The sequence below is a fragment of the Streptomyces sp. NPDC051913 genome (genome assembly GCF_044593635.1).
In the GTDB taxonomy this organism is placed as follows: Bacteria; Actinomycetota; Actinomycetes; order Streptomycetales; family Streptomycetaceae; genus Streptomyces.
In genome coordinates this window covers 501,052-524,240 of sequence record NZ_JBIUCI010000001.1, presented here as the reverse complement: position 1 = coordinate 524,240, position 23,189 = coordinate 501,052, and the positions used below count along the sequence as shown (strand labels likewise).

General features: G+C 70.5%; 22 protein-coding genes. 11 read left to right on the top strand and 11 right to left on the bottom strand.

Going from position 1 to position 23,189, the window contains the following annotated elements; genetic code table 11:
• Positions 1-6: 6 nt before the first annotated feature.
• The 7 genes from ACIHIX_RS02440 to ACIHIX_RS02410 form a co-directional block, all read right to left on the bottom strand.
• Positions 7-1,467 (bottom strand): phosphotransferase, encoded by a 1,461-nt coding sequence (locus tag ACIHIX_RS02440; RefSeq protein WP_399948867.1) that lies wholly within the window; start codon positions 1,465-1,467, stop codon positions 7-9.
• Positions 1,468-1,470: 3 nt separating this feature from the next.
• Positions 1,471-2,277, bottom strand: a complete 807-nt coding sequence (locus tag ACIHIX_RS02435) for an ABC transporter permease (RefSeq protein WP_399948865.1) — start codon at positions 2,275-2,277, stop codon at positions 1,471-1,473.
• Complete coding sequence (locus tag ACIHIX_RS02430; RefSeq protein WP_399948864.1) at positions 2,274-3,071, bottom strand: ABC transporter permease; 798 nt, start codon at positions 3,069-3,071, stop codon at positions 2,274-2,276. Before ACIHIX_RS02430 ends, ACIHIX_RS02435 begins: the two co-directional genes overlap by 4 nt.
• Positions 3,068-4,084 carry an ATP-binding cassette domain-containing protein gene (locus ACIHIX_RS02425; RefSeq protein ID WP_399948862.1) on the bottom strand — a complete coding sequence of 339 codons (1,017 nt, stop codon included), beginning with the start codon at positions 4,082-4,084 and terminating at the stop codon, positions 3,068-3,070. The genes ACIHIX_RS02430 and ACIHIX_RS02425 overlap by 4 nt, the downstream gene beginning before the upstream one ends.
• Complete coding sequence (locus ACIHIX_RS02420; RefSeq protein ID WP_399948860.1) at positions 4,081-5,382, bottom strand: aspartate aminotransferase family protein; 1,302 nt, start codon at positions 5,380-5,382, stop codon at positions 4,081-4,083. Before ACIHIX_RS02420 ends, ACIHIX_RS02425 begins: the two co-directional genes overlap by 4 nt.
• Entirely contained in the window at positions 5,379-5,765 is a 387-nt protein-coding gene (locus tag ACIHIX_RS02415; RefSeq protein ID WP_399948858.1) for a cupin domain-containing protein, read from the bottom strand. The genes ACIHIX_RS02420 and ACIHIX_RS02415 overlap by 4 nt, the downstream gene beginning before the upstream one ends.
• 98 nt (positions 5,766-5,863) lie before the next feature.
• Complete coding sequence (locus ACIHIX_RS02410) at positions 5,864-7,072, bottom strand: sedoheptulose 7-phosphate cyclase (RefSeq protein ID WP_399948856.1); 1,209 nt, start codon at positions 7,070-7,072, stop codon at positions 5,864-5,866.
• A 214-nt stretch (positions 7,073-7,286) separates the two neighbouring features.
• On the opposite strand from ACIHIX_RS02410, the gene ACIHIX_RS02405 reads away from it, so the two are divergent.
• Positions 7,287-7,787 (top strand): hypothetical protein, encoded by a 501-nt coding sequence (locus ACIHIX_RS02405; RefSeq protein ID WP_399948854.1) that lies wholly within the window; start codon positions 7,287-7,289, stop codon positions 7,785-7,787.
• Here ACIHIX_RS02405 and ACIHIX_RS02400 read toward each other — a convergent pair whose 3' ends face one another.
• Positions 7,788-9,134 (bottom strand): M14 family metallopeptidase, encoded by a 1,347-nt coding sequence (locus ACIHIX_RS02400; RefSeq protein WP_399948852.1) that lies wholly within the window; start codon positions 9,132-9,134, stop codon positions 7,788-7,790.
• A gap of 186 nt (positions 9,135-9,320) precedes the next feature.
• On the opposite strand from ACIHIX_RS02400, the gene ACIHIX_RS02395 reads away from it, so the two are divergent.
• Complete coding sequence (locus ACIHIX_RS02395; RefSeq protein ID WP_399948850.1) at positions 9,321-10,637, top strand: Nramp family divalent metal transporter; 1,317 nt, start codon at positions 9,321-9,323, stop codon at positions 10,635-10,637.
• Here ACIHIX_RS02395 and ACIHIX_RS02390 read toward each other — a convergent pair.
• Both ACIHIX_RS02390 and ACIHIX_RS02385 read right to left on the bottom strand, forming a co-directional pair.
• Positions 10,613-11,887, bottom strand: a complete 1,275-nt coding sequence (locus tag ACIHIX_RS02390) for a hypothetical protein (protein WP_399948848.1) — start codon at positions 11,885-11,887, stop codon at positions 10,613-10,615. The two genes, ACIHIX_RS02395 and ACIHIX_RS02390, sit on opposite strands and share 25 nt — an antisense overlap.
• A gap of 83 nt (positions 11,888-11,970) precedes the next feature.
• A complete protein-coding gene (locus ACIHIX_RS02385; RefSeq protein ID WP_399948846.1) occupies positions 11,971-12,480 on the bottom strand; it encodes a SigE family RNA polymerase sigma factor in 510 nt (169 codons plus the stop codon).
• Positions 12,481-12,620: 140 nt separating this feature from the next.
• On the opposite strand from ACIHIX_RS02385, the gene ACIHIX_RS02380 reads away from it, so the two are divergent.
• From ACIHIX_RS02380 to ACIHIX_RS02360, 5 genes are all read left to right on the top strand, one after another.
• Positions 12,621-12,998 carry a hypothetical protein gene (locus tag ACIHIX_RS02380; protein ID WP_399948844.1) on the top strand — a complete coding sequence of 126 codons (378 nt, stop codon included), beginning with the start codon at positions 12,621-12,623 and terminating at the stop codon, positions 12,996-12,998.
• Positions 12,995-13,978, top strand: a complete 984-nt coding sequence (locus ACIHIX_RS02375) for a hypothetical protein (protein ID WP_399948842.1) — start codon at positions 12,995-12,997, stop codon at positions 13,976-13,978. The genes ACIHIX_RS02380 and ACIHIX_RS02375 overlap by 4 nt, the downstream gene beginning before the upstream one ends.
• Before the next feature lie 151 nt (positions 13,979-14,129).
• Positions 14,130-15,365 (top strand): glycosyltransferase, encoded by a 1,236-nt coding sequence (locus tag ACIHIX_RS02370; RefSeq protein WP_399948840.1) that lies wholly within the window; start codon positions 14,130-14,132, stop codon positions 15,363-15,365.
• Positions 15,366-15,429: 64 nt separating this feature from the next.
• Entirely contained in the window at positions 15,430-17,589 is a 2,160-nt protein-coding gene (gene helR, locus ACIHIX_RS02365) for an RNA polymerase recycling motor ATPase HelR (protein ID WP_399948838.1), read from the top strand.
• 38 nt (positions 17,590-17,627) lie between these two features.
• Positions 17,628-17,915 (top strand): hypothetical protein, encoded by a 288-nt coding sequence (locus ACIHIX_RS02360; protein ID WP_399948836.1) that lies wholly within the window; start codon positions 17,628-17,630, stop codon positions 17,913-17,915.
• Positions 17,916-17,946: 31 nt separating this feature from the next.
• Here ACIHIX_RS02360 and ACIHIX_RS02355 read toward each other — a convergent pair whose 3' ends face one another.
• Positions 17,947-19,641, bottom strand: a complete 1,695-nt coding sequence (locus ACIHIX_RS02355) for a chitinase (protein ID WP_399948834.1) — start codon at positions 19,639-19,641, stop codon at positions 17,947-17,949.
• Positions 19,642-19,995: 354 nt separating this feature from the next.
• Here ACIHIX_RS02355 and ACIHIX_RS02350 point away from each other — a divergent pair, with 354 nt between their 5' ends.
• The 4 genes from ACIHIX_RS02350 to ACIHIX_RS02335 are packed head-to-tail and all read left to right on the top strand — an operon-like array spanning position 19,996 to position 23,188.
• Positions 19,996-20,829, top strand: a complete 834-nt coding sequence (locus ACIHIX_RS02350; RefSeq protein ID WP_399950023.1) for a hypothetical protein — start codon at positions 19,996-19,998, stop codon at positions 20,827-20,829.
• 40 nt (positions 20,830-20,869) lie between these two features.
• Positions 20,870-21,577: a Flp pilus assembly protein CpaB gene (cpaB, locus tag ACIHIX_RS02345; RefSeq protein WP_399948832.1), complete on the top strand. Its 708-nt coding sequence runs from the start codon at positions 20,870-20,872 to the stop codon at positions 21,575-21,577.
• 7 nt (positions 21,578-21,584) lie between these two features.
• Complete coding sequence (locus ACIHIX_RS02340) at positions 21,585-22,820, top strand: AAA family ATPase (RefSeq protein WP_329335249.1); 1,236 nt, start codon at positions 21,585-21,587, stop codon at positions 22,818-22,820.
• A gap of 47 nt (positions 22,821-22,867) precedes the next feature.
• Positions 22,868-23,188 (top strand): pilus assembly protein, encoded by a 321-nt coding sequence (locus ACIHIX_RS02335; RefSeq protein WP_399950021.1) that lies wholly within the window; start codon positions 22,868-22,870, stop codon positions 23,186-23,188.
• Position 23,189: the final 1 nt, after the last annotated feature.

Below are 23,189 nucleotides of genomic sequence, written 5' to 3'. Positions count from 1 at the left end.
GGGTCCTCACCCGGCGGCCGGGAGACCACTGGCCTCCACGGCGTGCCGCAGGTTGATCGCCGCGTGGTAGGCGCGGTCGTGGGCGTAGGCGTACTCGAGCTCGTGGATCAGCCGGCGCAGCCGGAACAGCCGCCAGGCCGGGTGGCCGTCCCGGTCCGGGCCCAGGTCGGCCAGCAGGCCGCCGACCCGCGCGGCCCACAGCCCGGCCGCCACCCTCAGCCGGCCCAGCCCCGCGAGGCGTTCGCCGGTCCAGCCGGGGGTGTCCGGGGCGACCCGCGCCGCCTGGAGCAGCGCGGTACGGCAGGTGTCCTCCGGGTCCATGCCGAGGACGTCGGCGGCGTGGTCGGAGAACTCGTCGGCGGTGAAGATCTCCAGACCGCGGGTGAGGGCGGCCAGGTCCTGCCACGGCGACTGCGCGGTCTGTGGGTCGGCCGGGTCGGCGCGCGGGGTGGACAGGTCGATGACGCACAACTCCCACCCGCCGTCGGGGTTTTCACGGCGCAGTACGTGGGACAGATGCAGATCGCCGTGGCAGGGACCGGCGGGCCACGGCCGGGACGGCAGCTCGGCCACGCGGGCCAGCTCACGGGCGAGCCCGGCCGCTGCGGCCTCCCGCACCGGCACCGGGTAGCGGGTGTCGGCGAGGATCAGCGGGGTGAGCGCGGCGAGCCGCCCCGTCGCCTCGTCGAGGGCGCCCGCGACCGGGAACTCCGGGTGCGGGCCCAGCCGTTCGGCCAGCTCCCGATGGAAGCCGCGCAGGAAGACGCCGGTGGCGCGCAGGGGGGCGACGAGATCCTTCTGCGAGGTCTCCACGGCACCCGAGACATCGACACCGCCGGTCCCCAGCAGCGGCCACAACGCCCGTATCCCGGCCCGCAACGGCACATTGAGCCCCTCGCCCTCGGCGTACCGGTACAGCACGCCCAGCGGCTCCCGCGCCCCCGTCGCCGTGTCCACGTACGTGTAGTCGCCGACCGGCCGCTGGGTGCGCCCGCCGTCCGCCATCAGACGCAGCAGCTCGGCCTCCCGGTTGCCGGTGCCCAGACGCCGGTAGCTCTTGTGGGCGTGGGCGGTGCCGCCGAGGTCGACGAGGGACAGGGCGTTGGAGCACCAGCCGGGGTCGAAGGGCAGCGGCCCGCGGTAGTCGGCCGGCGTACCGCGGAACTCGATGACGTTGCCGCGCCCGGTCGGCAGCCGCAGCCCCGCCCGCAGCGCGCCGGTCACCGCCCGGTCGAACGCGGCGGTACCGGCGGCATGGCGCCCGGGGTCGGCGTCCAGGACGGGCACGAACCAGCGGCTTCCGCCCGGCTCGGCCGTCCCGACGAGCAGCAGCCGCACCTCGCCGAGGACGGCCTGGTCGTACAGCTCGAAGCCGCCGCCGTGCCGGCCGGTCTCGTCCATCCAGGGGGCCGCGCGCAGCAGGTCGACGGTCGCGGGCGCGGGGGCGCCGGGCAACAGGGTGTCCATGGGTCAGCTCCCGGTCATCTCGTAACGGTCGACGCCCCGGTGCCAGACGGCCAGGGCGAGCGTCACCAGGCCCGCGGTCACCACGAACAGCCACGGCAGCATCGCCGTGCGCCCGAACAGGAGGTAGGTCGCGGGGACGTAGGCGGTGAAGGCGTAGGGCAGCAGCCAGGTCAGCAGCCACCGCAGGGACGGGTGGTAGAGGTCGAGGGGGTAGCCGGAGAAGTCGCCCAGCTGGTTGGCCGCGTACAGGGCCGGGAAGCTGTTCGTGGTCCAGAAGGCGAGGGACGCGAACAGCGTCTTGATCGACGCGAGGATCAGCGTGCCGCACAGCACCAGCAGCGGCGCGAGCAGCAACTCGCCCGTGCCCAGGTCGAGTTCGAGGTGGGCGGCGGCGTACCAGGTGAGCGCGGCGCCGGTGAGGAGCTCGCCGAAGCCGTCCGGGTAGAGGAAGCGCTCGGACAACAGCGAGAACAGGGGATGCACCGGCCGGATGAGATAGCGGAAGAACTCGCCGTTCTGCACCAGCTTCCTGGCCATGATCCACAGCTGGTCGGTGAACATCCGGTCCAGGCCGCGCGGCAGCAGCGAGAAGCCGAGCAGGAACAGCACCTCGTGGTACCGCCAGCCCGCGATCTCGGGCACCTGCCGGAACACCATGCCGATCACCGCGACCTGGCACACCACCCGCAGCAGCAGCCCGCCGGCCCCGAGCAGGAAGTCCATCCGGTACTCGGTCAGCCGGTGCACGCTGACGGCACTGAGATGCCAGGTGAGACGGGCGTACCGCGTCACGACGGTCAGGGCCCTCATCCGCCGAGCACCTCCACCCGCCGCACGGCCCCACGCCACGCCACCGCCGCGAGCCCGCTGAGCGCCACCGCCCAGAACAGCTGCACGCCGAGGATCCCGGCGGCGTCGAGCAGGCCGTCGTAGCGCCCCAGCAGCAGCCGCAGCGGACCGTCGACCATGCCCTGGAAGGGCAGCACATGGGCGACGCCGGCCAGCGGCCCCGGCATCAGCGCGAGCGGCACGACCTGCCCGGCGAAGAAGGCGACGACGGTGTCCTTGACGACCCGCACGCCCCAGATGTTGGTGGTGACGAACCCGGCGAGCCCGACCAGCAGGTTCACGCCGAAGCCGATGACCAGTGACAGCGCCGCCGAGCAGCCGAACAGCAGCACACCGGTGGCGGTGGGGGTGGTGAGCGGCAGCAGCACGGCGTACAGCAGCAGCACGGGTACGGCGACCAGGACGGCGTTGGTCAGCGAGACCGGCAGCCCCGCCGCGAACCGGGCGAGGGGATAGCTCACCGGACGCACCAGCGACACCGCGATGTCCCCGCGCTGGACCTCCCCGGAGACCTCCTCGTCGACCCGGTTGGCCTGCACGAGTCCGAGGATCTGGGCGAGCAGGACGTAGGTCGTCAGGGTGGGCAGGTCGAAGCCGCCCAGGACCCCCGAGTCCCGCCCCGCGTAGACCGCCCGCCACAGGAAGACCTGCACCCCGACCGCGGTGGTCGCGGTGACCGCGCTGATCAGGAACGTCGACCGGTACTGGAGGAGGGCCTGGAGCCCGGCGCCCGCGAAGGTGGCGTAACGCTTCACGCCACCACCCGGCTCTGGCCCTTGTGCCCCTGCCCGGCGTAGATGCGGCGCAGCACCATCTCCAGGTCGGGTTCGGGGGCGACGCAGTCGGTGACGTCGAAGTGGTCGAGGAGGAAGCCCATCACCTGGCGGGCGGTCCAGCAGGCGACCGGGTACTCGACCTTGATCCGCCCGCCGTCGACGACCTGGGCGGTCGCCCCGGCGAGCCCCTTCTCGATGAGCTCGGTCGCCTGCTCCGGGCCCCCGTGGTGCTCGAAGAGGACCGCCCGGGTGTCGGCGGTGCGCAGCAGCTCGTGCATCGTCCCGCGGTGCACGACCTCCCCGTGGTTGACGACCAGCACCTGGTCGCAGATGGCGCTGATGTCACCCATGTCATGGCTGGTGAGCAGCACGGTCGTGCCGAACTCGGCGTTGACGTGGTTCACCAGCTTCCGCACGGCCTCCTTCAGCACCAGGTCGAGGCCCACGGTCGGCTCGTCCAGGAAGACCACCTTGGGGTCGTGCACGAGACACGCGGCGACCTCAGCCCGCATCCGCTGCCCGAGACTGAGCTGCCGCACCGGAGTGTTGCCGAGGGCGTCGAGGTCGAGCAGCTCCTGGAACAGGGCCATGTTGCGCCGGTAGACGGCGTCCGGGATCTCATGGATGCGCCGCAGGATGCGGAACGAGTCCGGCACCGGCAGGTCCCACCACAACTGGCTGCGCTGCCCGAACACGACCCCGATGTGGGCGGCGTTGCGCCGCCGCTCCCGGTACGGCTCGAGCCCCGCCACCAGCGCCCGGCCCGAGGTCGGCGTCATGATGCCGGTGAGCATCTTGACGGTGGTCGACTTCCCGGCGCCGTTCGCCCCGATGTACGCGGCCCTGGTCCCGGCCGGAATCTCGAAGGACACCCCCGACACGGCCCGTACGACCCGGTGCTCCCGGCTGAACAGGGTGCTGAGACTGCCGACCAGGCCCGGTTTGCGCTCGGCGACCCTGAACTCCTTGACGAGGTTCTCCGCGACGATCACCGCGCGTCCCCCGTGGCGAGTTCCAGCGCCCGGTCGAGCAGCGTGACGCCCTCCTCCAGCAGCGCCCGGTCGATGGTGAACGGCGGTGCCAGCCGCAGCACATGACCGCCGATAGCGGTCCTCAGCCCGAGATCCAGGGCGTGCCGGTACACGGCCTGGGCGACCTCGGGTGCGGGCGTCCGCGACTCCCGATCCCGCACGAACTCCAGCCCGTGCAGCAGCCCGAGCCCTCGCACCTCGCCCAACACCTCGTACTTGGCCTGCAGTTCGCCGAGCCGCTCATCGAGCAGGGCCCCCAGCTCGGCCACCCGCCCGAGCAGCACATCTCGCCGTACGACCTCCAGCGTGGCCTTGGCCGCGGCGATCCCGAGCGGATTGTTGGCGTAGGTCGAGGCAGTCGACCCCGCCCGGGACGCCTCCGGATGCCGCAGTACCGAGGACCGCCCGGCCAGCGCCGCGAACGGGAACCCCGAGGCCAGCCCCTTCGACAGCGCCACCAGGTCCGGCTCGACACCGAACCGCTCGCTCGCCAGGAAGGTCCCGGTGCGGCCGCCGCCGGTGAGCACCTCGTCGGCGACGAGCAGCACCCCGTTCTCCCGGCAGCTGTCGGCGATCTGCTCCCAGTAGCCGGCCGGCGGCACGATCACCCCGGCGGCGCCCAGCACCGGCTCGAAGACCAGCGCCGAGACGTTCGGCTTCGTCGCGATGTGCTTGCGCACCAGCGACGCGCAGCGCACCCCGCACGAGGGGTACTCCAGCTCCAGCGGACAGCGGTAGCAGTACGGCGAGTAGCCCAGCACGCTGTTGCCGGACAGCGCCTGATGCCCGATGTCCCAGTGGACCAGCATCCTGGCCCCCTGCGTCTTGCCGTGGAACCCGTACCGCAACGCCCCGATCCGGTTCCGCCCGGGCTCGGCGACGGCCTGCACGGCCCGCAGCGCGGCCTCCACGACCTCGGCGCCGGTGGAGAAGAAGGCGTAGGTGTCCAGCTCCTCCGGCAGCAGCTCGGCGAGCAGCTCGCACAGGGCGGCACGGTCGGCGGTGGCGAAGTCGTGCACGTTCCACAGCCGTCCCGCCTGCTCGGTCAGCGCCGCCACGACCTCCGGATGGCAGTGGCCCAGGGACTGGGTGAGGGTGCCGGCGGCCAGGTCGATGTACTGGTTGCCGTCGAGATCGGTGAGAACCGCGCCACGGCCCTCCACGAACACGCGCCGCCCCAGCGCGGACTCCTCGGAGGCGCCGGGCGCGAGCAGCGCGGCCTCTCGATCGAGCAGTTCCTTCTGCAAGCGCCCGGTCATCGGGCGTCGCCTGCATCACCCAACGGCCCGACCTCGAAGACGAGCAGCCGCAACTCCCCGTCCGAGTCATTGGCCAACCCGTGCTCCCCATGAGCGCGGTTGGGAATGACATCGCCCTCCCGGACGTCGAACTCCTCCCCGTCCAGAGTCATCCGCCCCCGCCCGGAGAGGATCACGTACGTCTCCTCGTCATCTGCGTGCCGATGCAGCCCGATGGAGGTGTGCGGCGGCAGCACGACGAGATCGACGAAGGCGACGGGGCCGCGGGCGCCTTCGGCCCGGTAGGCACGGTGCGCGAGGATCGTCCCGAGGCCACCGTGATCCCCGGTCACTTCACGCAGCAGCCCTTCATGCAGATTGCTGACCAAATGGGCATGACTCATAGCGGCACGACTCCAAGAACGTTTGGGATAGCGCCCCTTCAGGGGCGCGGGGAACTGCGCGACCAGCCACAACGAACCCGCAGCCGAAGAACAAACGCCTACGCGACAGCGACCGGCACACGCCCCGCAAGCCGACGCAACGCCTCCTCCAACGCCCCCGCCGGAATGTCATCCAGGTCATCCACGAAAACCGCAGACCCCACCCCGTCCGGCACCACAAGATGCAACCGCCGCCCCCGCCGCTCCCAGGACGCCGTCAACGCATTCCGCATCAACTCAGGCGTACAGGTGGCCGCGTCATGAACAGGCAGCCCCAGCGCACCGATCAGCGTGACGATCCGCTCACACTCCACCGCGGAGATCAGCCCGAGCACCCGAGCCAGCTCAGTGGACAGAGCCATGTCGACGGCAACGGACTCCCCGTGCGCGATCCGGTACTCGCTGGCCGTCTCCATCACGGGCCCGAACGTATGGCCGAAGTCGACCAACCGAGCCAGATCGTGTTCACGCAGGTTGGGACAGAGCTCCGCCATCATCAGCTCCATCGAGGTACGCAACACATAGTCCTCGACCCCGTCCCCGCCCAGCCCGGCCGTCGTGAGAAAGGAAGGCGTGGGATAGGGCCGCTGAAAGATCTCCGGACACTCCTCCAGCGTCCGGAACAGCCAGGCGTCCTTGATGATGGCCATCTTGGCGATCTCACCGAGCCCGCACCGGATGTCCCGCGCTCCCAAGGTCCGTAGAAAACCAGGGTCGTTGAGAGAAGCGTGTGCCGGGTGATAGGCGCCGAGCATGTTCTTGGTCCCCAGCGCGTTGACGCCGGTCTTGACCCCGACACCCACGTCCACCTGTCCGACCAGGGTGGTGTTGACCTTGATGTAGCGCACGCCCCGGCTGTAGATCGCCGCGGCGAACCCGACGAGATCGCAGGTGACCCCGCCGCCGACGGCGAGCATCACCCCGCGCCGGTCAAGCCCCGCGCGCTTGGCCAGCGAGCAGATCTCCTCGACCGTCCCCATGGTCTTGCGGTCCTCGCCACCGCCGAGCACCTGCACGCTCCAACTGCCCGGAGCGAGCCGCGCCTTCAGATAGGCGCGCAGCCGCCCGCCGTACAGCCGGTCGACGGTCGGACTCACGAAGGCCGCCACCCGGCGCCCCTCGCAGTACTCCGCCAGCAGCGGATTCGCGGGTGCGAGCACCTCGCGGGTGAGATCGACGCGGTACGAGGTCCCGTCCGGGGCGCGGAGGGAGAAACCGCTGTCATCGCTTCGGACCCCGGGTTCGGCGACGGATATCTGCGCCGTCACGACACTCCTCGAATCGGCCGGTTGGACAACCGGCTGGCCGTCAACTGCGGTCAACAGGGCCTGAGTTAAACAGTGATCGACAGCGCCTGCAAGAAGTTGATGAAAGTTTCTGCGGATTCTTGCAAGCCTGGGCGGCGGCCGACCGCGACAGCTCTTGGGGCCTCATCCGCCCCCGCCGCCCCACGGCACAGCTTTGTCCGCCATACTTCCGACCGTGGAGCAGCGCATAGGTTCGAGCAGCAAGCCCCTGGAGGGCGCCGGATTCGACCCGGCCTTCATCCCCGGGCTGACCTCACCCGTGTCCGGCGAGCCCGAGGACGCCAAGCCGGAGGACGCCGAGGAGCCCCTCGCACAGGACGAGGCCGCCCCCGAGGAACCGGAGGCGGCCGAAGAGGCGGAGGAGGCCGAGGCGGACGAGGACGCGGCGGACGACGGCCCCGTCTTCGAGGCCGCCGACCGCCGCGCCAGGATCGTCGCCGACGCGAAGGGCGTACGCCTGAGCCTCGACGAGGAGCGGTGCGAGTTCGGCTGGGACGAGATCGGCGCGGTCGAGACGGAGTCCCCCCGCTTCGGCAAGCGATTCACGATCACGGTCCACACCCCTGACCGCCGCTGGTACCCGATCGAGATCGAGGCGGCGGCCAGGACGGACTTCAAGGAGTGGGAAGAACAGCTGGACGCTGTCCTCGACGCGTACTTCGAGGAGTCCGACTAGCTAGCTGCAGTACTGGGCTTCCTTCCCGATGGACCGGTACATGCAGTCCGCGTTCTCCAGCAGCTGCAACACGGCGTCCCGGTTCCTGGCGGTCTCCCGAGCGATCACCTCGTCGGGAGGATAGAACCCGCCCTGGGAACTGGACGTCGGATACATCTCGAAGGTGTAGGCGAAGATCTTCTGGTTGCCCCACAGCCAGTCGTCGATCGACCCGTCGGTGATGTACAGGTCGCTGGACTGCTCCGGTGTGTAGCCGTTGCTGGCGGCCATCTTCTGCCCGACCGTGGCGAACGCGTTCCGGTCGTCCGTCGTCATGCCGGTGGCGGTGTCGGCCGTCGTGTACCCGAACGGCCACAGCACCAGCTCGCTGTAGGTGTGGAAGTCGATGCCGGCCTTGATCTGCTGCACTCCGCCGACCACACGGCTGCGCACGAAGTTCGCGACGACCTTGACCTCGGGAGCCGACTCGGCGGCCGACCCGCGGTACGTCTCCGAGGACGTCGATCCGGACGAGCCGCCGCAGCAGCCCCACCGGTAGTTCCAGTTGCGGTTGAGGTCCGTACCGACGTACGAGGAACCGGAGTTGGGCTGCCGGTTCTTGCGCCAGGAGCGGTACGAGCCGGTGGCCACGTCGTACTCGCCGCCGTCGGGGTTGAGGTCCGGCACGATCCAGATCTCACGGTTGTTGACCAGGTTGGTCACGCGTGAGTCGGTGCCGTAGCCCGAGGTCAGCTGGTCGAGCAGATAGAGCGCCATCTCGACGGTGAGGTGCTCGCGCGCGTGCTGGTGGTGCGTGAAGAGCACCTCGGGCTCGGACTCGTCGGTCGCCACGTTGTCGCTGATCTTGAGGGCGACGATGTTCCGGCCCTGGTAGGACGTGCCGATCACGCGCTGGCTCACGATGTCCGGGTGGGCCGAGACCGCGGAGTTGATCGCGCTCGTCATCTCCGCGTAGTTGTGATAGCGCGAGTCGGCCGACGGGAAGTCGTACAGCCGCATCTCGTCCTCGGCCAGCCGGTCCGGGGCGGTGCCCAACGGCTGGACCTCGTAGCCGAGTCGGCGCAGCTTCTTGATCTGGTCGGCCCGGCCGGAGACCACCACGGTCTCCTCGTCGGCCTCGTCCACCGTGACCCCGGTCTCCTGGATGGCCGTCCGGGTCACGGGAGTCGTGTGCTGGTGGATCTCGTACTGCCGGACGTCGTCCGCGGAGGGGGCCGCCTTGGCGGCACTGTCGGCGGAGGCGTCCATCGAGGTGAGCGGCGCGGCGAGCGCCAGGGCGAGCAGGGCGGCGAAGGCGGCGGTGCGTCTGCCGCCCCGGGCGCCCGAGCCTCGTGTCCGAAGTCGCATGAAGTCTCCTTGTGGGAGTGGGGAGTGGCGATTCAGTGCGACGTACGCGGTGCGGGTGTGCGGCTCATCGTCGACTCATGGCATGAGCAGGTCAAGAGCGAATAAAGACGCAGTGGCGCGAATCGTGCGCCGGCGGACGGGCCCGCCCTCTTGTCAGTGCTGGATCTTTGCGGTTTGTTGACCTTCATGGCGGACACCACGGGACACCCCACTGACACCCAGGTATCGACCACCCCCACACCCCGCAAGTCCAGTTGGAAGTACATCGGCCCCGGCATCGTCGTCGCGGCCACCGGCGTCGGCGCCGGCGACCTGGTCGCCACCCTCATCGCCGGCAGCAACTTCGGCTACACGCTGCTGTGGGCCGCCGTCATCGGCTGCCTCGTGAAGATATCCCTCGCCGAGGCCGCCGGCCGCTGGCATCTGTCCACCGGCCGCACCCTGTTCGACGGCTGGGCGAGCCTGGGCCGCTGGACCACCTGGTTCTTCGTGGTCTACGTCGTGATCTGGGGCTTCGTCTACGGCGCGGCGGCGATGTCGTCGAGCGCGCTGCCGCTCCAGGCGCTGTTCCCGGACGTGATGGACCTCAAGTGGTGGGCGATCGCCTGTGGCCTGGTCGGACTGGTCTTCGTCTGGTTCAACAAGTACGAGGTCTTCGAGAAGGTCATGACCGTCCTGGTGGGCGTCATGTTCGTGGTGACCGTGTACCTGGCGATCCGGGTCACCCCGAACCTGCCCGACGCCTTCACGGGCCTGCTCCCCGTCCTGCCCGACGAGAAGGACTCGATCCTCAACACCCTCGGCCTGATCGGCGGTGTCGGCGGCACCATCACCCTCGCCGCGTACGGCTACTGGGTCAACGCCAAGGGCTGGACCGACACCGGCTGGATGAAGGTCATGCGGCTCGACAACCGGGTCGCCTACGCCACCACCGGCATCTTCGTCATCGCGATGCTCTTCGTCGGCGCGGAGCTGCTGCATTCGGCGAACGTGGCCATCGCGAGCGGGGACAAGGGCCTCATCCAGCTCAGCGACATCCTGGAGAAGGAGTACGGGGCGGCGACCGCCAAGTTCTTCCTGATCGGCTTCTTCGCCACCTCCTTCACCTCCCTCATCGGCGTCTGGCACGGGGTGAGCCTGATGTTCGCCGACTTCGTGGCCCGCTACCGCACGACGGAGACGGCGAAGGGCGAGGAGGTCGCCTCCGGTGCGCGCGAACGCTCCTGGCCCTTCCGCGCGTACCTGCTGTGGCTGACCTTCCCGCCCATCGTCCTGCTCTTCCAGGGCCAGCCCTTCCGCCTGATCATCCTCTACGGCGTCCTGGGCGCGGCCTTCCTCCCCTTCCTGGCCGGCACCCTGATCTGGCTCCTCAACTCCTCACGCACCCCCGTGCAATGGCGCAACGGCCTGGTCAGCAACGCGATGCTGGTGATCGCCGGGCTGCTGTTCCTGGTGCTGTGCGTGAAGCAGATCTGGGATCAGCCCTGGTCGGAGTTCTTCTGACCGTAGATGTCCTCCCGGCTCGGCCCCCACGCCGAGCTGAGCGCGATCTTCTTGAGCTGGTCCATCGTCAGGGCGGGCTTGGCACGGCTCGGGTCGTCGTGCGGCCCGCCCGCGTTGAGGGCGCTGATCACGACCCGCAGGCCGTTGATCCGTACCGTGTCGACGGTCCACCTGACCGTGCCCGCCACGTCCTTGTCCCCGGCGTCCTCACGGGTGACGAGCATCGTGCCGTCGCCGACCTCCTCGGCGCCCTCGAAGATGCTCTCGCCGAGCAGGTCCCCCATGTTCGGCTGCACGTTGATCTCGACGAGACTCCTGCCCTCGCCGTCGTCCACGACGACATACCCCCATCCGGACTCGTCCCCGCCCCGCGAGACCGGGGTGAGACCGTCGGGCAGGAGATCGACGAGCGTCTTGCGGATGTCGGTGGGGGCCGTGGTCTCCTCCGGCTGGGCCGACGGCCACGTCTTCACGGGAGTGGCGTCGACCGCCTTCAGCCACGCCGGCGCGGTCACCAGCTTCTTCAACTCCGCCGCGTCCAGCGGTGGTTCCTCCCGGGTGACCGGCGAGCCCTTCTCGGCCTCGGCGTTCCACTCGTACACCGCGACATGCTGGCCCTTCGGAGTGACCAGGTCGGCGGTCCACGACTTGGTGGGCTCGCGCTTGTCGGGATACTCGTACCCCTGGAAGATCCTCAGCACCGAGCCGTTGTCGAGACGGCTGGTCCTGCAACTGTCGTACGGCGTGTACGTCTTGTCCGGGCAGGCGGTCAACTCCCGGGCGTTCTGACTCCCCGGCTCGACCCGCTCCATGCTCACGGAGACGACGGCACCCCCGTCCCCGTCGTCCCACACGAGCCACGCATACGGCGCGTCCTCGGTGCCGCGACCGGTCTCCTGACTGAACTTGCCGTATCCCAGCTCCTTCTTGAGCGTGCTGATCAGCTCCTGGCCGGAGACCGGCGGCGCGGTCGGCTTGGCGGACGACGACGCGGTCGACGTCGAACCCACCGAGGCCTTGTCCGGGTCCGCACCCCCACCGGGCAGCAGCAGCGCCCCGCCCACCCCGACGAGCGCGAGCGACGCCGCGCCGCCCACGACGGCCGCCCGGCGCCGCAGCCGCAGCCGTCGCCCACGGGCCAGGCCGGCGGAGGTGAGCGCGGCCGGGTCGGCGTGGAACTGCCCACCGGTGGCGCGCAGTTCGTCGGCGACACGGTCCTCGAAGGGATCGCTGTGCTGATGTACGGGCATGGCAAACCACCGTTTCCGCGAGGTCTGAGTGAGGTGAAGTCGTAGGGACGGAAGATGAAGGGCGTCAGGGCATCAGGGCGTCGTCAGAAGCGGGCGTATTCGCCGAGGTCCTCGCCCAGCAGCTCGCGCAGCCGCCCGAGGGCCCGTGTGCACCGGGTCCGTACCGCCGCCGAGCTGACGTTCATCGCGTCGGCGGTCTCCTCGATCGAACGGTCCTCCCAGTAGCGCAGGACGACCACCGCCCGGTCCTTCGCGGGCAGCCGCCCCAGCGCCTCCAGCAGCGTCAGCCGCAGCGGCACGTCCCGCTGGTCGGTGGCGGCCCGGTCCGGCAGGGAGTCGGTGGCCCGCTCGGTGCTGCTGCGCCGCCGCTGATGGGCGAGGAACGTCCGGGTGAGCACGGTCTGCGCGTACCCGGCCGGGTTGCCGACCCGGCTCACCCGCTGCCAGCTGATGTACAGCCGGCCCAGGGCCTCCTGCACCAGATCCTCGGCGAGATGCGTGTCACCGGCGGTGAGCAGGCACGCGGAGCGGTACAGATGCCCCGCGCGTGCCGCCGCGAACTCCGCGTACTGGTCCGCAAGGACCTGTCTCATGTGTTCCCCCTGCTCGTGGGTGCCCGGCGCGCACCGTCCTCACTTGTACTGATGCGGCGGACCCGGGGAAATGTTTCACCGATAGGTTGCGGTACCGAAGTCGCACGACCGTTGTACGAGACACCCACCGGGGGACACCGATGACCCAGCCGCCGCCCTACGGCCCACCACCAGGAGCCTTCGGCCCCCCGCCCCCGCAGTACGCGCCGCAGGCCCAGCCCGTGCCGCCGGTCCCGGCCGGCCCGGAGTTCCTGGCCGTCGACCGCCACAACTCCGTGGTCATCGACATGTCCGGCGTCGCCTTCGAAATGCGCGGCGCGGAGGCCGAGTTCAGCTGGCCCGAGATCCACACCGTCCACTACAAGGCGACCCCGAACGGCAAGGCCCTGGTGGTGACGGTGGTCCTGCACAGCGGCCAGTTCTACGAGTGCGCGGTGGAGGCGAAACCCAAGGACCGCCTGCGGGAGTGGTTCGCGGGACTCCAGGCGATCCTCGGCTACTACAAGCCGATCCGATGACCCGTACGACCCCGCCCCGCCCCTTCGACATCGAGGCCCTGTTCCCCGAACTGGCCGCACACCGAGGCACCTGCACCCGCCTCCACCCCCGCCCCGGAGCCCCGACGCCGTACGACAGCTCGGTGGGCGGCCCGCTGCTGTGGCCCGCGGACGAGCCGTGGCCGACCTGCACGCAGGAGCACCGCAGGAACAAGGGCCGCAGGATCGCGGACATCCACGAGGAACGCCGTCTCCACGCGGCGGCGAAGGACCGCCCCCTCACCGACGAGGAACGCGAGCGGCTGACGACACTGCAACGCCGGCACAGGCTGCCGGACATCGAGGGCACCCACCCCGTTCCGCTTCTCCCGCTGGCCCAGCTGTACGCCCGTGACGTGCCGAACCTCCCGGCCCCGCCCGGCCAGGACCTCCTCCAGGTGCTGTGGTGCCCCTTCGAGGCCCACGGCTTCCCGCACGCCCCCGCCGTCCAGCTGCGCCGGCGCGACTCCACGGCCGCCCTGGACGCCGTACTCACGAACCCGCCGCTCCCGGCGGTGGTCGGCCACGCAGGGCTGGTTCCCGAGCCCTGCGTACTGCACCCCGAGCCGGGGGTCGTGGAGTACGAGTGGCCCGAACTCCTCGACGAGGGGCTCCAGTCGAGGATCGAGGAGTGGGAGGAGAGCCTCTGGGAGGAGGAAGGGGAGTCCGGCGAATCCCTGGGTTACGACACCGACTTCGCGGTGGCCGCCGGCTGGAAGGTGGGCGGTTACGCCTACTGGGGTGTCACCGGCCCGCACCCGATGGTCTGTCACTGCGGCACGCCCATGGAACTCCTGCTGGCGATCCGCCCGACGGAACACGGCGGCACCCGCAGCTGGATTCCCCTGGAGGACGAGGTCCTCGACCCCACGCACGTCAGCGTGGGCCGGGGCGGCTCGTTCAACGTCTTCGTCTGCCCCGCGGACCCGGCACACGACCACCGGACATCCCTCCAGGGTTGAGACGTGCCCCGGAAACACGAAAGGCAAGGAGGTGTGGACACCCCTTGCCATATTCAATGTATAGCGCACCGGGGGCCTTGCGGCAAGGCCCCCCTCGTGCCGCAGAATCGTCGGCCTGAGCCCGGGACCTGCGGAAATGAGGAAGTCACTGATGCGTGTTGTGCTGCTGACGTACGGATCGCGCGGGGACGTGGAACCGATGGCGGGCCTGGCGGTGGCGTTGCGGGAGCTGGGCGCGCAGGTGTCGGTGTGCGCGCCGCCCGACTTCGAGGAGCTGCTCGCCGGGGTCGGCGTCCCGCTGGTGGCGATCGGTCGGTCCGTGCGCGAACTGGCGACGGACGCCCTGACCGGTAAGCCGACGAAGCTCCCCCCGACCATGCGGGAGCGCGCCGCCGCGCTGTTCGCGTCCGTCTACGACACGGTCGCCCCGGTGGCCGAGGGCAGCGACCTGGTGGTGGCGACGGGACTCCTCCCGGCGGCCGCCGCGGCCCGTGCCGCGGCGGAGAAGTCGGGCGTCCCGTACGCGTTCGTCTCCTGCTTCCCGTCCTACCTGCCCTCCCCGCACCACCCGCCGCTCGCCTTCCCGGGCCACCCGCTCCCGGCGGACGTCACGGACAACCGGGCGCTGTGGGACCTGAACACCGACGTCCTGAACGAGCTGTTCGGCGCCGCCGTCAACACCCACCGCGCCGAGCTCGGCCTGCCCCCGGTGGCGAACGTCCGCGACCACGTCCTCACCGACCGCCCGCTCCTCGCGTCCGACCCGGCCCTGAGCCCCTGGCCCGAGCCCGCCGAGCTCGACGTCGTCCAGACCGGCGCCTGGATCCGGACCGACGACCGGCCGCTCCCCGAGGACCTGGAGGAGTTCCTGGCCGCGGGCGCCCCGCCGGTGTACGTCGGCTTCGGCAGCATGCCGCTGCGCGACGCGGCGGACGTCTCCCGGGCGGCCGTGGAAGCGGTCCGCGCGCACGGACACCGGGTACTGCTCGGGCGCGGCTGGGCCGACCTCGCGCTGACCGACGGCCAGGACGACTGCTTCGTCGTCGGCGAGGTCAACCAGCAGGAGCTGTTCCGCCGGGTGGCCGCGGTCGTCCACCACGGAGGCGCCGGTACGACCACCGCCGCCGCCCGGGCCGGGGCGCCGCAGGTGGTGGTGGCCCAGATGGCCGACCAGCCGTACTGGGCGCAGCGCGTCGCCGAACTCGGCATCGGCGCGGCCCACGACGGCCCGACCCCGACCTACGACTCCCTGTCGGCCGCCCTCACCGTCGCCCTGGCCCCCGAGACCCGCGAGCGCGCCCGGTCCCTGGCGGCCGAGATCCGCACGGACGGGGCCGCGGTCGCGGCGAAGCTGCTGGTCGACGTGGCGGGTCCCGCCGTGCCGTGAAGACGGCCATGCATGCTTGAACATCGTCCATCACCCGCATTCGGCCTCCATCGGAGCTGATCACGTGAACCCCCAGGGAACCGCCGGCACGGCGTTCGACCTGCCCGACCGCCTCTCCGCCAAGGCCGACCCCGCCCTGATCGCCGCCGACGAGGAGCACTTCGCGGCGATCGCGGCGAGCCTGGAGGAGTCGATCGCCGAACTGTCCGAGCGGCTCGACGCCGAGCTCAGGGCGCCCGGCGGCGCGGGCCGGGCCGCGATGGACCGGGACGCGGAGATCCACCGCCTGACCGCCCGCCTGCGTACGCTGCGCCGCTTCGGCCTCGACCTGTGCCTCGGCCGCATGGTCGGCGCCGACGACGCCGAGCCCCTCTATGTGGGCCGCCTCGGGCTCACCGACAGCGAGGGGCACCGGCTGCTGATCGACTGGCGTTCGCCGGCCGCCGAGCCGTTCTTCGCGGCGACCCACGCGCGTCCGATGGGCCTCGCGAGCCGCCGCCGCTACCGCTGGACCGAGGGCCGGATCAGCGACTACTGGGACGAGGTGTTCACCGCCGACGGCCTGGAGCGGCAGGTCGCCCTCGACGACCAGTCCGCCTTCATCGCCAGCCTCGGCAGCAACCGCTCGGACCGGATGCGGGACGTCCTCGCCACCATCCAGTCCGACCAGGACGCCATCATCCGCGCCGGTTCGCGCGGCGCGCTCGTCGTCGACGGCGGCCCCGGCACCGGCAAGACGGTCGTCGCCCTGCACCGCACCGCCCATCTCCTCTACTCCGACCCCCGCCTGGGCCACCGCAGGGGCGGCGTCCTGTTCGTCGGCCCGCACCGCCCCTACCTCTCCTACGTCGCCGACGTCCTCCCGAGCCTCGGCGAGGAGGGTGTACAGACCTGCATCCTGCGCGACCTGGTCGAGGAGGGCGCGGAGGCGACCCTGGAGACCGACCCGGAGGTGGCCCGGCTGAAGTCCTCGGCCGACCTGGTGAAGGCGATCGAGAAGGCCGTACGGTTCTACGAGGAGCCGCCCACCGAGGGCAGGACGGTCACCGTCGACCACACCGACCTCCGCCTCACCGCCGCCGACTGGGCCGAAGCGTTCGACGCCCCGGAACCGGGCACCCCGCACAACGAGGCCCGCGGCGAGATCTGGAACAAGCTCGTCGCGATCCTGCGGGAGAAGTACCAGGGCAAGGACCTCCCGCCCGAGCAGTTCCGCAGGGTGCTGCGCCAGGACAGGGAACTGGTGGAGGCCCTCAACAGCGCCTGGCCCCTGCTGGAGGCGGCCGACCTGGTCGGCGACCTGTGGACGGTCCCCGCCTATCTGCGGCTGTGCGCCCCGTGGCTCACCCGCGACGAGGTCCGCACCCTGCAACGCGCGAACCCGGCGGCCTGGACCGTCTGCGACCTCCCCCTCCTCGACGCGGCACGGCAGCGCCTCGGTGACCCGAAGGCGGATGCCCGCAAACGCCGGCAGGACGCCGCCCTCGCCGCCCAGCGCGACCAGATGGCGCGGGTCGTGGAGAACCTGATCGCGGCCGACGTGGACGGCGAGGGTCTGATGACCCAGCTGCGCCGCGAGGACTTCCAGCGCAACCTGGTCGACGACTCCGAACTCGGCGTGGCCGAACCCGACCTCCTCGCGGGCCCCTTCGCGCACATCGTGGTGGACGAGGCCCAGGAGCTGACGGACGCCGAATGGCAGATGCTGCTGCTGCGCTGCCCGTCCCGCAGTCTCACGATCGTCGGCGACCGAGCCCAGGCCCGCCACGGCTTCACCGAGACCTGGGAGGAACGCCTGCGCCGCGTCGGCCTGGACCGCGTCACCATGGCGTCCCTCAGCATCAACTACCGCACCCCGGAGGAGGTCATGAAGGAGGCCGAGCCGGTCATCCGCACCGCCCTCCCGGACGCCAACGTCCCCACCTCCATCCGCAGCAGCGGCATCCCGGTCACCCACGCCTCCACCGGGGACCTGACCTCGATCCTCGACACCTGGCTCACCGAACACCCCGCCGAGGGCATCGCCTGCGTCATCGGCGACCCGTCCTTCCGGGCCACGGCACGGGTCCGCTCCCTGCCGCCCGAGCTGTCGAAGGGCCTGGAGTTCGACCTGGTGGTCCTGGTCGACCCGGAGAACTTCGGCACGGGGGTGGAGGGAGCGGTGGACCGCTATGTCGCGATGACACGCGCGACCGAACGACTGGTCGTCCTGACCAGCTCCTGACAAGGTGAGGCATGTCGTCGACCGCCCAGGAGCTCTTCATGACAGTCGTCCGCGTCCGCAAGCGGCCGGTCACCGTGCGCGCGCTGCTCTGGACGGGCCGGAAGCAGGACCTGCCCGCCGTCCGTGCCTTCCTCGGCGACGACTTCGTCGCCATGGAAGAGCGGGACGGCGGGCAGGTCCTGCGCATCCGCACCATGGAGCGGGGCGCGGAGCCGGACGAGATCCCGCCCGGCTGGATGCTGATCGAAGGGGTGCGCGGCGAGCACTACGCCTGCGAGGGCGAGATCTTCGCCGAGACCTACGAGACGGTCGACGACGGCGACTGAGAAGCCCGGTCGCCTACGGCGGCCCGGCCGTCTACGGCAGCCCGTGCACGTGCGGTCCGACCGCGTTCGACCAGGCGTTCCCGGCCGACGCGTCCCAGTTGGTCGACCAGGTCATCGCGCCCCGCAGGTCCGGATAGGTCTTGGACGGCTTGAAGGAACCGCAGCCGGTGCCCTTCGTCAGACAGTCCAGGGCGTTGTTCACGACGGTCGGTGACACATACCCGCTGCCGGCGCCGCTCGTCGAGGCGGGCAGGCCCAGCCCCACCTGGGACGGGGCGAGTCCGCCCTCCAGCTGGATGCAGGCGAGCGCGGTGAGGAAGTCGACCGAGCCCTGCGAGTACACCTTGCCGTCGCAGCCCAGCATCGAACCGCTGTTGTAGTACTGCATGTTGACGACGGTGAGGATGTCCTTGATGTTGAGCGCGGTCTGGAAGTAGCCGTTCGACGTCGACTGCATGTCGATGGTCTGCGGCGCCATCGTGATGATCAGCGACGAGCCCGCCTTGGACGACAGCGACCTCAACGCCTGTGTCATGTAGGTGGCGTTGATCCCGTTCTCCAGGTCGATGTCGACGCCGTCGAAGCCGTACGTCTGCATCAGGGAGTAGACGGAGTTGGCGAAGTTCGTCGCCGAGGTCGTGTCGTTGATCGACACCGTGCCGTTCTGACCGCCGACCGAGACGATCACCTTCTTGCCGGCCGCCTTCTTCGCCGCGATGTCCGCCTTGAACTGGTCGACGGTGTAGCCGCCCAGCCCGGCCGAGTCGAGGTTGAAGGTCACCGCACCCGGCGTCGTCGTCGCGTCCGCGAAGGCCACGGCGATGATGTCGTACTGGGACGGGACGGCGGAGATCTTCTGGACGGTGGCGCCGTTGTTGAAGTTCTGCCAGTAACCGGTGACGGCGTGCTTGGGCAGCGCAGGGCCGGTCGGGGTCGCCGTCGTCGTGCCGGTCACGGTCGCCGACTTCGGTGACTCACCTGCCGAGTTGGTCGCCGTGACCTGGAAGGAGTACGAGGTGGAGGCCGCGAGACCGGTCACCGTGGCCGAGGTGCCGGTCACCGCCGTCACCTTCGTACCGCTGCGATAGACGTTGTAGCCGGTGGCGCCGGAGACCGTGTTCCAGGCCAGCGACACCGACGACGACGTCGTACCGGAGACGGACAGGCCGCCCGGTGCGGCCGGGACCGTGGGCGTGGGGTCGGTGCCGCCGCCCCCGTCGGGGCCGAAGACGGAGAGGTCGTCGGCGTAGTAGGCGGCCTGGCCGTACCAGCCGTGGGTGTAGACCGTCACGGACGTGGTCGAGGCGCCGGTGGTGAAGGTGGTCGACAGCTGCTTCCAGGACGCGGAGTCGGGGGTCCAGGTCGACACGTCGGTGGTGCCGGTGCCGGTGACGCCCAGGTAGCTGTAGCCGCCCTGGACCCAGGCGCTCAGGGTGTACGTCGAACTGGGCTTGACGGCGACGGACTGGGTGCACTTGGCGTTGTCCTGCCCGGCCGGGGTCGCCTTGAGGGCGGCGGCGCCCGAGTGGACCGGCGAGGAGACGGTCGTACCGCTGCTCGCCGTGCAGGTCCAGTTGGTCAGGCCGGACTCGAATCCGGCGTTCTTGGCGTTGTTGACGTCGGCTGCGGAGGCCTGACCCGCGCCCGCGAGGGAGAGGGAGAAGGCGACGAGGGTGGCGGTGACGACTCCGGACCAGAGCCGGGTCGATCGTCTCTGTGGGGACATGACAATAAGCTGGTCCAGACCAATCCATCTGTCAATAGGTCCAGACCAGTTCGTTCCCGAGAGTGGCCCGGCGATGTGGGCCCCTGGGCCCAGTCGACGACCCTGGCAAGGGCCCGGGGGTCGAAATGTGACGGGCGAGATGCTCAACCTGCCCCGATTTGACGCAACTTGTGTAACGGCAGTTCCTCGCCAGCTACACAAACGCTGTTCTCCGGTCACAACCGCGTGGTTAGAGTGCTGGCATAGTCACGCAGTGAAGTCGACTGGGTGGGTCGGGTAACGCCGGTCGGGCCGGCGGGGCATGGGAACGGGGAGCTGCGCGTGCCAACTGCCATTGCCGTGACCGGTGCCGACATGGCACTGCCGCCACAGGACGAGCGGACCGTGCCCGCGATCGTCCTCAAGGACCTCGACCAACAGCCGCTGGACCGCGCGCTGGCGGCGCTTCAGGGGCTCATCGACCAGCACGGACATGTGATCGTCGTGTGCTCGCAGGTGGTGGACCCCGGCGTGGAGCGGCGGCTGCACACCATCCGCTCCCTCCTGGAGAGCGACCGGATCGCGCTCTTCCGTCCCGCGCTGCCGCCCCTCGGACTGGCCGTCCTCGCCCGCCAGTTGCGCCAGCTCGCCTCCTGCGACCTCAGCCCCGGCGTCCTCGCCTCCGCGGGCCGCCTGCTCACCCACTACATCCACGCCGGCGCGGTCCTCGGCTCCGTCGCCCGACTCGACCGCGTCCCCGTCGGCCTGAAGTCCCACGCCAAGTCCTGGGTGCCCGGCAGCCAGTTCGGCGTGATCGCCCACCCGGAGCCGCAACTCGTCCGCGTCGGACCGGAGGCCACCCTCTCCGGCCCCGAGTTCGCCACCTCGATGCTGGTCGCCAAGGGTCAGTTCCAGTCCGACTGGATCGCGGGCACCCTGGCGCCCGCCTGGAACGTCCAGGGCCTGCGCGAGACCCCGCTGCCCGCCGAGTCCGCGACCTGGTGGGGCACCCCGAAGGTGATCGAGTTCTGCACCTTCCTGCCCGATCTCTCGGTCCTCTACCAACTGGTGACGTCCGTACGGCAGTCCAGCTGCCACTGGTGCGGCATCGACGTCATCGGCGACCGCTGCGTCTTCTGCTCCGCCACCCCGCCCACCGACCAGCATCCGAGCCCGCACCAGAACCAGAACCAACTCACCGCAGGGTGAGCCCTGTCGACCGATATCCCCCAATGAGGTTGTCCGGTTCATGAACTCCCGTCAGCGCCGCGGCGTAATACTCCTGATCCTGTCGGTCGTCTGCGCCCTGGCGGCCTTCGCCGGCGTGCTCTCCGTCATCAACGACGTGAAGTCCAAGGTCGGCCCCGAGGTCACCGCGTACGAGGTCAAGTCCGAGATCCAGCCCTACACGGCGCTGAGCAGGGCCCAGTTCGAGAAGATCTCGATGCCCGAGCGCTGGCTCTCGGACAACGCCGTCACCGATCTGCGCCAGATCGAGGGCAAGATCGCGGTGACCAAGCTGGAGAAGGGCTCCCTGCTGCAGAGCGACATGATCGTGGCACAGCCGGCTCTGCAGCCCGGGCAGCAGGAGGTCGCCATCATGATCGACGCGGCGACCGGCGTCGCCGGCAAGATCACGCCCGGCTCCACGGTCAACGTGTACGCCACCTTCGAGGGCGAGCGGGAGGGTAGCCCCGCCCAGTCCAAGATCATCGTAACCAATGCCAAAGTCCTCGACGTCGGCAGGCTGACCTCGCTCGACCCCGACGAGAGCAACCGGGACCAGCGCTCCAAGGAAGCCGTCCCGATCACCTTCGCCCTCTCCACCCTCGACGCCCAGCGCCTCACCTACGCCGAGTCGTTCGCCGAGCGGGTCCGCCTCGCCCTGGTGGCCCCCGGCGGCGCCCAGCCCGTACCGGACCAGGACCGCACGTACGAACTCGCGAAGGACAAGTGAGAGCCGTATGCCCACGAGGATCCTGCCGGCCGTAGGCGACGCGGACGCGGTCCGTTCCCTCACCACGCTGCTCAGCCAGCTCCCGGACGCCGAACCGGTCGCCCCGGTCGTCGACTCCACCCAGCTCGTCGACACCCTCGCCCGCCTCGCCGCCGAGTCCGTCGACGAACTCCCCGAGGTCGTCGTCGTCCACGAACGCATCGGCCCCGTCCCGGCGCTGGAACTCATCCGCGAGGTCGCCCTGCGCTTCCCCGCGGTGGGCGTCATCCTCGTCACCTCCGACGCGAGCCCCGGCCTCTTCCAGGCGGCCATGGACTACGGCGCCCGCGGCCTGGTCGCCCTGCCCCTGCACTACGAGGAGCTGGCCAACCGCGTCCAGGCCGTCGCCGCCTGGTCGGTGGGCGTACGGCGCCATCTCGGCGCGGGCGCCGACGTGTTCACCGGCGTCGGCGGCACGGTCGTCACGGTGAGCGGCGCCAAGGGCGGGGTCGGCGCCACGCTCACCGCCATCCAGCTCGCCCTGGCCGCCCAGGCGTCGGGCCGCCCCACGGCCCTGGTGGACATGGACCTCCAGACGGGAGACATCGCCTCTTTCCTGGACGTGCAGTTCCGCCGCTCGGTCGTCGACCTCGCCGCCATCACGGACATCTCACCGAGGGTCCTCGCGGACGCCGTCTTCCGCCACGACACCGGCCTCGCCCTCCTGCTGGCCCCCGGCGAGGGCGAACGCGGCGAGGAGGTCACCGACCGCGCCGCCCGCCAGATCGTCGGCGCCCTGCGCTCCCGCTACGAGGTCGTCGTCGTCGACTGCGGCGCCCAGCTCAGCGGCGCCGGCGCGGCGGCGGTGGAGATGGCGGACGTGGCCCTGCTGGTCACCACGCCGGACGTCGTCGCGGTACGCGGCGCCAAGCGGACCGTACGGATGTGGGACCGGCTCCAGATCCGCAAGGGGGAGGAGACGACGGTCGTCGTCAACCGCCACACCCGCGGCACGGAGATCCAGCCGCACCTGATCCGGCGGATCACCGGCACGCCCGTCGCCGGAACCGCGATCCCCGCCAACTTCAAGGAACTGCAAGGGGTCGTGGACGCGGGCCGCGTGCACGAGCTGGAGAACAAGAGCGTGGTGAAGCAGGCGCTGTGGACCCTGGCGGGGGAGCTGGGGCTGGTCAAGGCCAGGGAAGGCGCGCAGCGGGAGCGGGGTTCCACGGCCTTCCGGCGCCGCAAGGAGATCGGGCCGTGAAGCGGCGCTACGGGGACTCCGGCCAGGTCGCCGTCGAGTTCCTCGGGATGACGCCGATCATCATCGTGACGCTGGTGCTGGTGTGGCAGTTCGTGCTGGTGGGATACACCTTCACGCTGGCGGGGCATGCCGCGGACGAGGCGGTGCGGGCGGGCACGGCGTCGGAGGGACAGGCGGCCTGCGAGGAGGCGGGCCTCAAGGACCTCCCGGGCGCGTGGCAGGGGGACGCCGAGGTGAACTGCACGGCGGACGGCACGTATGTCACGGCGGAGGTGTCCCTCAAGGTGCCGGTGCTCTTCCCGGGCGCGATCGGCTTCCCGTTCACCGTCGAGGGCCACGCCGGGGCCGTGCAGGAGGAGAAGGACTGAG